Below are 12,092 nucleotides of genomic sequence, written 5' to 3'. Positions count from 1 at the left end.
GTGGTGAACAACATGAGAAAACGAATTCCTGATTTCGAAGAGGAATTAGAAGTTGAGCGAGTGGAAGAAAAAGAAAGTTTACCGCCGCGTAGTGAAATTCATAGAAATAAAGAGAAAAAAGAAAAGTTTAAAATGAATCATATTTTTGTCCGAGTTTTAACATTTCTATTCATATTACTACCAATTAGTATCTTATGGTATACAGATAAATATATTCAGGTGAAAAGTGATGGTAATAACGCTGGGAAAAGTGCGTTTGAGGTCATTTTCTTTGATTCAGCTAAATCTGAGTCTGAGGCAACATCTGAGAAAGTAGTAACGCATACGGTAAAAGAAGGAGAAACTTTAGAAAGTATAGCGAAGCAATATTTTTCAGATGAAACTGGGATTGAAGTGATTAAAAAGTATAATGATTTACAAGAAGATGACGTGAATGTAGGTCAAGAAATAAAAATTCCGATAAAAGATAAGTCCGCAAAGCAGGATAGCTAGTAACATACCTACTATAAAAACGGAGGATTATCTTTATGAGGAAGGGAGTAAAAAATATATGATATGGATTATCTTATTAAGTGCTCTCATATGTATTGGTATTATATTTCTTCTTGTAATGTATACAGAAGCGATGCGTAATACTGTGTTAGAACATACTTTACTTTTTGAAGAATTTCCGAAAAGTTTTCAAAAAGTAAAGGTGTTTTTTATTTCTGATATTCATAGAAGGGTCATTTCAAGTTCATTAATTGAACAAGTAAAAGGAAAAGTAGACCTTGTGATTATTGGCGGTGATTTAGCGGAAAGAGGTGTCCCTTTTTCGAAAATTTCTGCAAATATACAAAAGTTAAGAGCGATAGCTCCTGTATATTTTGTGTGGGGAAATAATGATTATGAGATTGAATATCATGAATTAGATGCTTTGTTATTAGAAAATAATGTGAAAGTTTTAGATAATACAAGAGTTGTATTTGAGTCTGAACTAGGAGAAAAAATTTGTTTACTCGGTGTAGATGATGTTGGTTTGAAGCGTGATCGTTTAGATTTAGCGTTGGCTGATTGCAAAGAAGATGGTTTTCGCATATTAATTAGTCATAACCCTGATATAATAAATAAAATGTCTGGAAAAGAACAAATTTCACTTGTGTTAAGTGGACATACACATGGAGGACAGATTCGATTATTCCCATCTAAAAAATATTTAAAAGGTGGCGTATATAAGCATTCAAATATGACTCTTTTTGTTAGTAATGGGTATGGAACAACGTTGATTCCACTTCGCTTCCGAGCACCTGCTCAAACACATATTATTACGTTGTGCGGAGGGAAATGATGCCAACTCTAAACGGGAAATATAACATAAAAGCTGTTTCGAATATAATTGGAATTCAGCCGAGTACGCTTCGTGCATGGGAAAGACGATATCAAATTATTGCCCCAAAGCGGAATCATGCGGGGCATCGATTATATACAGAAGAGCATATTCAAATTTTGAAATGGTTAATGGACAAGGTTTCTTCCGGCATGATGATTGGACAAGCAGTTCAATTATTAGAAGAGAATCGTTTGCAGAGTAATGTTCAAAAAGAAATACATTACGATAGAGAAGTTGTTTTAGTGGACGATTTACTGCAAGCTTTGTTAAAATTTGATGAAATTACAACTTCTGCATTGTTAAACGAGGCTTTCAGTATTTATGCAACAGAAAAAGTCATAGCAAGTATTGTTCTTCAAGTGTCAAATAAATTGTTAACGTTAAAAAATAATAATGAAGTTACAATGGTGCAATTCCAATATGTCGTATCATTTTTACAAACTCGTCTAGGAATGGTGTATCATAATGCATCATCATTTTCTTCTATACACAAAGTTGTCGTGTTAGAAAATAATATGTTGAAAGGGTTTGTTTTCTCAACGTATTTACGTTTAAAAGGATATGAGGTGATATATATTAGGTCAAGCTTAGTGGAAGATGGTATTTTGTTAGCTGTTGAGCAAATACAACCTACATATGTAGTAATCTCTTTTGATGAGGAACGAGAACTTAAGAACGCGATGAAAGACATGAATTTGTTGCAAGAAAAAAGTGAGAAACTTTCTGTTGGATTTATAGGAGAAATAGGTGCTCGAGATCAGTTGAACATTCAAACATGCCTAATTGGTGATACGAAAGAAGAATGGGATGATTGGTTAAAAATGTTAGAATAGTTGTTCGAAAAGAACCATCTATTTTCTATTTCATATAATAAAAATTATATTCATTGGTTACGTAGGGAGGGTATGAGATGAGGCTGGAACGATTAAATTACAATAAGATAAAAATTTTCTTAACATTTGATGATTTATCTGAACGAGGGTTAACGAAAGAAGATTTGTGGAGAAATGCACCGAAAGTACAGCAATTATTTCGTGATATGATGCAAGAAGCAAATAAGGAACTAGGGTTTGAAGCGGATGGCCCGATTGCAGTTGAAGTATTTTCTCTACAAGCGCAAGGAATGGTCGTAATTGTAACGAAAGAACATCAAGATGTGGATACAGATGATGAGTTCCGTGACGAGTTTATTGAAATGCAAGTGACTCTAGATGAAAGCGAGCATATACTTTATGAGTTTGCTACACTAGATGACGTAATTAACCTGTCGAATCGTTTATATAACCTTGATGTAACTGGCGGAAAACTATATACGTGGGATGAGCGTTTCTATCTTTGGATGGAAGAAGAGGAGCAAGTTCAATTACTGAAGGCAAATTTTATAGCTATTTTAGCGGAATATGGTAATCCGTCTACAGCAACTATTTATCGTCTAATGGAGTATGGTAAAGAATTAATGGCTTCTCAAGCAATTGAACAAATACACAATTACTTTGTGAAAAAACAAAACCTTAGCTAATATAACAAAGCTAAGGTTTTGTTTTTTATTTGGAGAAACCTAAAATGTTGGTCTGAAAATGTCAAAACGATTAATGGTATAGCGGGAATCATAAATATTTGGGCGCTCTTTACTATACTTAAAAATATCTTCTTAAGTTGTTATATATAGGTAAAATAAAAAATATTTAAATATTTAAGTATTTTACTTTTCTAAAAGCAATAAAAGGACTATAATGATAGTGAAAACGCTTGCAACAGGAAATAGTTTGTATATATTTGTTAGCGTTTTCTATTGCATTCCAAATTTAACGGTGTATACTAGGCAATGAAGGTTTACTAAACAAGTGAAATTACAGGGGGTTTACTTACTATGGTAGCCGAAAAGGGAACTCAAACAAAAACACAACAACAAAGGGAACAACATTTTGAACTATTGAATTCGACACAAATTGTTATTAGTGAAGCATTAGAAAAATTGGGTTATCCAAACGAAGTATATGAATTATTAAAAGAACCAATTCGTATGATGACAGTGAAAATACCAGTTCGTATGGATGACGGGACTGTTAAAATATTTACAGGATATCGTGCACAACATAATGATGCTGTTGGTCCAACGAAAGGTGGAATTCGCTTCCATCCGAATGTAACAGAAAATGAAGTGAAAGCACTTTCAATCTGGATGAGTTTAAAATGTGGTATTGTTGATTTACCATACGGTGGAGGTAAAGGTGGAATTATCTGTGACCCACGTGAAATGTCATTCCGTGAGTTAGAAAGATTAAGCCGCGGTTATGTACGAGCAATTAGCCAAATCGTAGGACCGACGAAAGATATTCCAGCTCCAGATGTATTCACAAACTCTCAAATCATGGCATGGATGATGGATGAATATAGCCGTATTGATGAATTTAATTCACCGGGATTTATTACAGGTAAGCCACTTGTGTTAGGTGGATCACATGGACGTGAAACAGCAACGGCGAAAGGTGTAACAATCTGTATTCGCGAAGCTGCAAAAAAACGCGACATTGATATTAAAGGTGCACGCGTTGTTGTTCAAGGATTCGGTAATGCTGGTAGCTTCTTAGCTAAATTTATGCATGATGCAGGCGCGAAAGTTATTGCAATCTCGGATGCTTACGGTGCATTGCATGATCCAAACGGATTAGATATTGATTATTTATTAGACCGTCGTGATAGCTTCGGTACAGTAACAAAACTATTTAATAATACAATTTCAAACAAAGAATTGTTAGAACTTGATTGCGACATTTTAGTTCCAGCTGCAATTGAGAACCAAATTACAGAAGAAAATGCTAATAATATTAAAGCAAAAATCGTTGTTGAAGCTGCAAATGGTCCAACAACATTAGAAGCAACTAAAATTTTAACAGATCGCGGAATTTTACTTGTTCCAGACGTATTAGCAAGTGCTGGCGGTGTAACAGTATCTTACTTTGAGTGGGTACAAAATAACCAAGGTTACTACTGGACTGAAGAAGAAGTAGAACAACGTTTAGAAAAAGTAATGGTAAGATCATTTGATTCTATTTATGAAACAGCACAAGTTCGTAAAGTGAACATGCGCTTAGCTGCGTATATGGTCGGTGTTCGTAAAATGGCTGAAGCAAGTCGCTTCAGAGGTTGGGTATAATATTATATCGTGAGAAAACGTGATTCCTTTCGAGGGAATCACGTTTTTTTGTTGAAGTATTAGTTTGAGGTGTTGTATATGGAAAATGAAATGATGGAACGAGTAGAACAATTAGAAGAAAAGGTTAAGAGGTTAGAGGGAGAACTCTCAAGAACGATGAAAGCCCGAAAAACAAGTAACGTTCGGATGTTCGGAGAAGGACTACTGTTTTTAATATTTGGTGCAGTTGTAGTAGGGCCGATTATCGCTTTTGTAATCTCAATTCTTACTTGGATTGTTGAAAAATAAAATAAAAACAAAAAAGAACGCTTGTTCTACACGAACAAACGTGCTATACTCTCCTTAGATAAACAAAACGGAAATGATTTTAAGGAGAGATAAATGATGAAAATGACAGTAGACCAAAGATTTATGATGCCAGCAGATGTTGTAGAACGAGTGGAAGTATTAAGAAACAAACAAAGTAAGCGCGGCACATTATTACAATCTGTAAATAAATTTTTCGGTTTAGATACGAAAGAAGATTGTGTTTGGTTTTACGGTTTTTATGGAGTTGCTGTAAGTATTTTATTATTTATGGTGTTCACATCAAATATTTTCGATTTTCTCTTCGCGTAAGAAATATGCGATAAGGACATTGCTACCGAATACATATATAAAGAAGTAAGGTAATCTTCTGAAGCGGGAGTTGGTAGTAATGGCGATGTTTCCTATAGAGCGTAACTATATTGGGTATGGAAGTTCACGACCGGGAATTCCTCTTTCTAAAGTAAGGTTTATTGTAAGTCATGATACGGGGAACCCTGGTAGCAATGCGATAGGAAATCGGGATTATTTTAATGAAATACAACCGAAAGCTTCGGCACATACATTTATAGATGATAAAACAATATTGGAAATTGTTCCTATAAATGAAGTTGCCTATCACGTTCGATATGGTGTGCCGACAGATAATGACTTATATGGTTATGATGCTAATAAGGCTGCCATTGGAGTGGAACTTTGTTATGGCGGTGATGTTAACTTTTGGGAAGCATATACCCGTTTTACGTGGTATCATGCGTATTTATGTCAAAACTTCGGCTTGAATCCGAAGAAAGATATCGTATCACATAAAACACTTGACCCAGCTAGAAAGATTGATCCTGAAAATGTATTAGGGAAACAAGGTATTAAATTTCAGCAGTTTTTAGCAGATGTCTATCGGATGTACGTTTCGTTTAGATGACAAATATATGAAAAATGAATACAATAAAGATAGGTGCCTACTGCTGTAAGTAGGTTTTTTCTTGTTTTTATAATTAGCGTATTGGTAGAAGACTAGGAGTGAGCTGAGTATGCAGAAAGAAACAGCTATCATAATTGGAGGCGGTCCGTGCGGATTAGCAGCAGCAATTTCGTTGCAAAAGGTAGGGATAAATCCGTTAGTAATTGAAAAAGGAAACATTGTAAATGCGATTTATAATTATCCAACTCATCAAACATTTTTCTCTTCTAGTGAAAAATTAGAAATTGGTGATGTAGCTTTTATTACAGAAAATCGTAAGCCAGTTCGAAATCAAGCGCTTGCGTATTATCGTGAAGTAGTAAAGCGTAAATCTGTACGTGTAAATGCTTTTGAGCGAGTGGAGAAAGTACAAAAAGATGGAGAAGTTTTTCATGTTGAGACAACAAAGCGTGACGGAAGTAAAGAAATATATATAGCGAAATATGTTGTTGTAGCAACTGGATATTATGACAATCCAAATTATATGAATGTTCCCGGCGAGGAACTGAAGAAAGTAGCTCACTATTTTAAAGAGGGACATCCTTATTTTGATCGAGATGTAGTAGTTATAGGTGGGAAAAACTCGAGTATAGATGCTGCGTTAGAACTTGTTAAAACCGGTGCGCGTGTAACGGTTTTATATCGCGGAAGTGAGTATTCACCAAGCATTAAGCCGTGGATTTTGCCGGAGTTTGAGGCGTTAGTACGAAGCGGCACAATTCAAATGCATTTCAGGGCTCACGTGAAAGAAATTACTGAACATACAGTAACGTTTACAGTCGATGATGAGGCATATACAATCCAAAATGATTTTGTATTTGCGATGACTGGTTACCATCCTGATCATAGTTTCTTAACGAAGATGGGTGTTCGGATTGATGAAGAAACAGGACGTCCGATTTATGCAGAGGATACAATGGAAACGAACGCTGAAAATATTTTCATTGCAGGTGTAATTGCTGCTGGAAATAATGCAAATGAAATATTTATTGAGAACGGTCGATTTCATGGGGATGCGATTGCGCAAACCATTGCGTCAAGGGAAATATAAAAAGAAGCTGTCGAAATAAACTTCGACAGCTTCTTTTTAATTGTGCATAAACATATTTTGGATTGTTTCATGAGAATTTGTATTTTCTAATGCAACTAATAATTTAATACGTGCTTTTTGAGCATTTAAACCGTATGTGAATACAATACCCATATCTTTTAATTGTTTGCCGCCACCTTCATATGAATATACATCTTGCACGATGCCATTGAAACAGCGAGAAACTAATACGACAGGAATTCCTTTGTCGATTAATCGTTCTAGACTAGGAAGTGTTCTTGGAGGTAAATTACCTTGTCCAAGTGCTTCAATAACAATCCCATCTACTGGAAGGTTTTCAATTGCTGCTAACAATGTATCGTCCATACCAGCGTATGCTTTTAGAACAACTACGTTTTTAGAAACCTTATTTACTGAATATGTTTCATGGTGTACTAAAGCGTGATGGAATACAACGCCGCGCTTTGTTACCATACCAATTGGTCCATACTGTGGACTCTGGAATGTTGCCACGTTACTTGTATGTGTTTTCGTTACATTTGTAGCGCAATGGATTTCGTCGTTTAATACGACTAAAACACCTTTTTCAGCAGCTTCACTACAGCTAGCTACTTTTACAGCCGATAAGAAGTTATATAGACCATCAGCACCTAATTCATTACTAGAACGCATTGCACCTGTTACAACGATTGGAATAGTTGCTTGCACTGTTAAATCTAAGAAATAGGCTGTTTCTTCTAATGTATCCGTACCATGCGTAATGACTACGCCATGAATGTTGTCTTGTTTTACTCTTTCATCAATGATGACTTGTAATTGTAACATTTCGCTCGGTGTCATATGAGGAGATGGTAGATGGAACACGTCTTCAACGATTAAATCAACATCGCCTTCTAAATCAGGAATAAATTTTAAAAGAGGATTTTTTTCACCTGGTTGTACGACCCCAGTTTCTTTATCTTCCTCCATTGCAATTGTTCCACCTGTGTGTAAAACTAGGATTCTTTTCAATGCTTATACCCCTTTCAAGTTGAAAAATACATTTAGAACATAACATGTTTTGAGTAAATTCGACAATGGAAATGTATAAAAGTATGCCTCGAAAATGACAATAAAGTTAGCTGCTATATATACGATGTATAAAATCACGAAACGAAATGTGTAAATGTAGGATAGGAGGGAGCAATTACATTGAAAAAGATGGAGAAAATTTTTATTCGTATATTAGTAATACAATTCATTTGTCTTTCTGTTGTGCAATTGTTATTTATACATAAGTCATCAGTGAAATATTTATCTAAAATTGTTTATTATGAAGGTGTCATGGTAAAAAACAAAGCAGAAATCTTACAGGTGAATAGGTAGTTTTCATTTTCTTCTATGGAGGATTATGCTACAATAATTGAGGATTTAATGACGTGAAGCAAATGAGAAGAAGCAGGAGAATACCTGCTTTTCGTTTTGTTTTATAAGTGAAAAAATGAGGTGTTACAATGGATAAACGAATTTCAATTGCTATAGATGGTCCAGCAGCTGCTGGAAAAAGTACGGTTGCAAAAGTTGTGGCAAAGAAACTTTCTTACGTTTATATTGATACAGGCGCAATGTACCGCACGATTACATATGCAGCCCTTGAACAAAAAGTGGACATTGAAAATGAAGAGAAGTTAATGGAAGTTGTAAAGAATGTAAATATTGAGTTTCAGCAAGGAGAAAATACACAACTTGTATTTTTAAATGGACAAGATGTTTCTGAAGTAATTCGTACACCTGAGGTGACGAATCGAGTATCTATTGTAGCGAAACATCGCCTTGTTCGTGAAGAAATGGTACGTCGTCAACAAGAGTTAGCGGAAAAAGGCGGCGTTGTAATGGATGGCCGTGATATTGGTACACATGTGTTACCAGATGCTGAAGTGAAGATCTTTATGCTTGCTTCTGTTGAAGAAAGAGCAGAAAGAAGACATTTAGAAAATATAAATAAAGGTTTCGATTCTAATTTAGAGCAGTTAAAAAAAGAAATTGCTCAGCGTGATAAATTAGACTCAGAACGCGAGGTTTCTCCTCTAAAGAAAGCTGATGATGCATTGGAATTAGATACAACTTCTTTATCAATTGAAGAAGTTGTCCAAAAAATTATGAGTATTGTTTCAGGAGTGTTTGCGAAATAAAGAAAGGGGATAACCTCTTTCTTTTTTTTGTTTATATAGAAATGTAAAGGATGCGTGAATTGTGAGTCTCTTTCCTTGACAAATGATCGGATTTGTAAGAAGTTAGTAAAAGAAGGATAAAACTTTCAGAATATATTCGCTATTATATTTCAAAACATACTTTCTTCAAGATGATTTTGCTGTATACTATTTATATAGGTTTAATATATTTTCTAGTGAAATGTATGAAAACTGAGTATGTGATGATAAATTCTTAAACATGCAAATGAAAACATATGTTTTCATTTCGTATATACATAAAAAATGCTTTGTCAATTCTGTAGGGAGGTATTTCCATGGTAGAGAAAATGAATGAAGAAGTTATGGATTCAAAAGAATTACAAGTTGGTGACGTTGTTACAGGTTCTGTAACGAAAGTTGAAGAGAAACAAGTGCTTGTAAATGTTGGATACAAAACAGATGGCGTAATTCCAATTAGTGAATTAGCTAACGTTCATATTGAAAAAGCAAGCGATGTTGTAGAATTAGATCAAATACTAGAATTAAAAATTATTAAATTAGAAGAAGATGATCTTGTCTTATCTAAACGTGCTGTTGATGCAGAAAAAGCATGGGTAGAATTACAAGAGAAATTTACTTCTGGTCATGTGTTTGATGTTACTGTAAAAGATATCGTGAATGGTGGATTAGTTGTGGACCTTGGTGTTCGTGGTTTTATCCCAGCTTCACTTGTAGAAGTACATTATGTAGAAGATTTTACTGACTATAAAGGCAAAACATTAGCCGTGAAAATTGTTGAATTAGACCGCGAAAAAAATCGTGTAATCCTTTCGCATAAAGCAGTAGTAGAATTAGAACTAGATTCTAAGAAAAAAGAAGCGATTTCTTCATTAAAAGAGGGAGACGTTGTTGAAGGAACAGTGCAACGATTAACGGATTTTGGTGCTTTCGTTAACGTTGGTGGTGTAGACGGTTTAGTTCATATTTCACAAATTTCACACGAACGTGTAGAGCAACCTTCTGAAGTATTAGAGCAAGGTCAAAAGGTAAAGGTAAAGGTATTATCTGTTGATGCTGATACACAACGTATTTCTTTATCAATTAAAGCAGCACAGCCAGGACCTTGGGAGAATGTTGCTGGCGAAATAAAAGCTGGAGATATTCGTGAGGGAGTAGTAAAACGTCTTGTTACATTCGGTGCATTCGTTGAAATTTTACCTGGCGTTGAAGGTCTTGTGCATGTATCTCAAATTGCAAATCGTCACGTGAAAAATCCAAATGAAGTATTGGAAATGGGACAAGAAGTAAAAGTGAAAGTGCTTGAAGTCCATGTTGCAGAGAAACGTATTTCTTTAAGTATAAAAGAAACGCTTGAGGAAAATAATGTAATTGAGGATTACAGTCAGTATGAACCAAATGCTGATTCTGCTACTTTCCAATTAAGTGATATTATTGGTGAACAACTGAAAAAATTAAAGAAATAAAGAGGGGTACAAGTGGTAAGGGCAAAACGTAAATTAGATCATATTGAATACGCTCTTTCTACTGGTCAGTCTCGTACGCATGGCTTTCATGATATTGATTTTGTGCATCAAGGATTGCCAAATTCAAGTTATGACACAATAACATGTGAAACAAAAATCGGCGAACTTTCACTAAGTTCGCCGATTTTTATCAATGCGATGACTGGTGGTGGGGGAGAGAAAACGTTACATATTAATGAGCAATTAGCATATGTAGCGAAACATCATAATCTTGCTATGGCTGTAGGGTCGCAAATGGCGGCGTTAAAAGATGAAAGTGAGGCTGCTTCTTATACGATTATCAGAAAGGTAAACCCAAATGGTGTTTTCTTTGCTAATTTAGGTAGTGAGGCAACCATCGAACAAGCAGAGCGTGCCGTTGATATGATTGAAGCGAGTGCATTGCAAATTCATTTAAATGTCATACAAGAGTTAACGATGCCAGAAGGAGACCGTGACTTTACTGGTGTACTTCAGCGCATTGAGAAAATTGTATTAAATAGTAAAGTTCCTGTCATTGTGAAAGAAGTTGGATTTGGGATGAGTAAGGAAACCGTACAACAGTTAGCGAGCATAGGTGTAACGGCAATTGATATTGGTGGACAAGGTGGTACAAATTTTGCTGCTGTTGAAAATGAAAGAAGACAGCGAATGCTTTCTTATTTTAATAACTGGGGCATACGAACAGCAACCTCGATTATTGAAGCAACCTCTACAAATAATAACCTCTCTTTTATTGCATCTGGGGGTATACAAACAGCGCTTGACGTAGCGAAAGCAATCGCATTAGGGGCGAATACAACTGCGTTTGCTGGATACTTTTTACGTATTTTAATGCAAGATGGTATCGAGAAGTTAGTGGATGAAATTGATCTTTTACATACAGATTTGAAATTTATTATGACAGCTCTTGGTGCAAAGACGATAGAAGAGTTACAGGCTGTACCTCTTGTTGTAAAGGGCGAAACGTATCATTGGTTAACACAGCGTGGTATTGATACGACGCATTATAGTAGAAGATAAAAAAATCAACCGTTTGGTTGATTTTTTTGTTTTTGTTCGTTTTAGTAATATAAGGTGAGGAATGGAATTAATATTCTATCAAAACAAAATTATTTCTATATAAACACTATCTTGTGCAAGTTGCGACTGAAAAAGAGGCTGGAAAATGTAGATAGTTTGCTACTGAATTATTGGGGAGGGTTTAATTTCGCAAAGGAAAAATAGGTAGAGATAAAAATAAACCATAGAAAAATTCGGATGTTAAATGTTATTTTGATATAAGTAAAAATCATTAAAATAATTATGTAAAAGACGGTTTCGTACAATATCGAAACCGTCTTTTTGTGTTCATTAGTGCTGATTTTGTTTTCGGGCTTGCTCTGGTGTATCCAGTCCAGTTGCACCCGGATATTGTAGTGATTGGTCACGATCAGATTCAACGCGACGTGATTCTCTTAGTTTTCGTTCTTGACGATCTTTACCCATAATGAATAGCACCTCCTTATTAAAAGTGTTGCTGTTATATGAAAAAACTATGCGCGAAGAAAGTGG

15 protein-coding genes are annotated in these 12,092 nt (G+C 35.1%); 13 read left to right on the top strand and 2 right to left on the bottom strand.

What is annotated here, in order from left to right; genetic code table 11:
* Nucleotides 1-12 precede the first annotated feature (12 nt).
* From QEP67_RS20405 to QEP67_RS20365, 9 genes are all read left to right on the top strand, one after another.
* Nucleotides 13-492: a LysM peptidoglycan-binding domain-containing protein gene (locus QEP67_RS20405; RefSeq protein ID WP_001231545.1), complete on the top strand. Its 480-nt coding sequence runs from the start codon at nt 13-15 to the stop codon at nt 490-492.
* Nucleotides 493-550: 58 nt separating this feature from the next.
* Nucleotides 551-1,327 carry a metallophosphoesterase gene (locus tag QEP67_RS20400; RefSeq protein WP_000637806.1) on the top strand — a complete coding sequence of 259 codons (777 nt, stop codon included), beginning with the start codon at nt 551-553 and terminating at the stop codon, nt 1,325-1,327.
* Nucleotides 1,327-2,202 carry a MerR family transcriptional regulator gene (locus QEP67_RS20395; RefSeq protein ID WP_001142642.1) on the top strand — a complete coding sequence of 292 codons (876 nt, stop codon included), beginning with the start codon at nt 1,327-1,329 and terminating at the stop codon, nt 2,200-2,202. Before QEP67_RS20400 ends, QEP67_RS20395 begins: the two co-directional genes overlap by 1 nt.
* A gap of 77 nt (nt 2,203-2,279) precedes the next feature.
* A complete protein-coding gene (locus QEP67_RS20390) occupies nt 2,280-2,888 on the top strand; it encodes a genetic competence negative regulator (protein WP_001235390.1) in 609 nt (202 codons plus the stop codon).
* Between the two features lie 351 nt (nt 2,889-3,239).
* Nucleotides 3,240-4,526, top strand: a complete 1,287-nt coding sequence (gudB, locus tag QEP67_RS20385; RefSeq protein ID WP_000225171.1) for an NAD-specific glutamate dehydrogenase — start codon at nt 3,240-3,242, stop codon at nt 4,524-4,526.
* A gap of 78 nt (nt 4,527-4,604) precedes the next feature.
* A complete protein-coding gene (locus tag QEP67_RS20380) occupies nt 4,605-4,814 on the top strand; it encodes a hypothetical protein (protein ID WP_000426773.1) in 210 nt (69 codons plus the stop codon).
* 93 nt (nt 4,815-4,907) lie between these two features.
* A complete protein-coding gene (locus QEP67_RS20375) occupies nt 4,908-5,144 on the top strand; it encodes a DUF3961 domain-containing protein (RefSeq protein WP_001983018.1) in 237 nt (78 codons plus the stop codon).
* A 79-nt stretch (nt 5,145-5,223) separates the two neighbouring features.
* Entirely contained in the window at nt 5,224-5,754 is a 531-nt protein-coding gene (locus tag QEP67_RS20370) for an N-acetylmuramoyl-L-alanine amidase (protein WP_001240648.1), read from the top strand.
* Between the two features lie 109 nt (nt 5,755-5,863).
* Entirely contained in the window at nt 5,864-6,844 is a 981-nt protein-coding gene (locus tag QEP67_RS20365) for a YpdA family putative bacillithiol disulfide reductase (protein WP_001168483.1), read from the top strand.
* Between the two features lie 36 nt (nt 6,845-6,880).
* Here QEP67_RS20365 and ansA read toward each other — a convergent pair whose 3' ends face one another.
* Nucleotides 6,881-7,855: an asparaginase gene (gene ansA, locus QEP67_RS20360; protein ID WP_000822014.1), complete on the bottom strand. Its 975-nt coding sequence runs from the start codon at nt 7,853-7,855 to the stop codon at nt 6,881-6,883.
* A 180-nt stretch (nt 7,856-8,035) separates the two neighbouring features.
* Here ansA and QEP67_RS20355 point away from each other — a divergent pair, with 180 nt between their 5' ends.
* The 4 genes from QEP67_RS20355 to QEP67_RS20340 all read left to right on the top strand — a co-directional run bounded on the left by QEP67_RS20355 (nt 8,036) and on the right by QEP67_RS20340 (nt 11,561).
* Nucleotides 8,036-8,209 (top strand): YpfB family protein, encoded by a 174-nt coding sequence (locus QEP67_RS20355; RefSeq protein ID WP_000738047.1) that lies wholly within the window; start codon nt 8,036-8,038, stop codon nt 8,207-8,209.
* A 128-nt stretch (nt 8,210-8,337) separates the two neighbouring features.
* Nucleotides 8,338-9,015 (top strand): (d)CMP kinase, encoded by a 678-nt coding sequence (gene cmk / locus QEP67_RS20350; protein WP_000361262.1) that lies wholly within the window; start codon nt 8,338-8,340, stop codon nt 9,013-9,015.
* A gap of 335 nt (nt 9,016-9,350) precedes the next feature.
* A complete protein-coding gene (gene rpsA, locus QEP67_RS20345) occupies nt 9,351-10,499 on the top strand; it encodes a 30S ribosomal protein S1 (RefSeq protein ID WP_000229549.1) in 1,149 nt (382 codons plus the stop codon).
* Nucleotides 10,500-10,511: 12 nt separating this feature from the next.
* Nucleotides 10,512-11,561, top strand: a complete 1,050-nt coding sequence (locus QEP67_RS20340) for a type 2 isopentenyl-diphosphate Delta-isomerase (protein ID WP_000251027.1) — start codon at nt 10,512-10,514, stop codon at nt 11,559-11,561.
* Between the two features lie 330 nt (nt 11,562-11,891).
* Here QEP67_RS20340 and QEP67_RS20335 read toward each other — a convergent pair whose 3' ends face one another.
* The gene (locus QEP67_RS20335; protein WP_000513900.1) at nt 11,892-12,026 is read right to left on the bottom strand and encodes a YpzI family protein; all 135 of its coding nucleotides are present in this window, start codon (nt 12,024-12,026) and stop codon (nt 11,892-11,894) included.
* Between the last annotated feature and the right edge of the window lie 66 nt (nt 12,027-12,092).

The sequence above is a fragment of the Bacillus cereus group sp. MS39 genome, assembly GCF_040448665.1.
GTDB lineage: Bacteria > Bacillota > Bacilli > Bacillales > Bacillaceae_G > Bacillus_A > Bacillus_A wiedmannii.
This window is presented reverse-complemented; position numbering and strand designations above follow the sequence as displayed.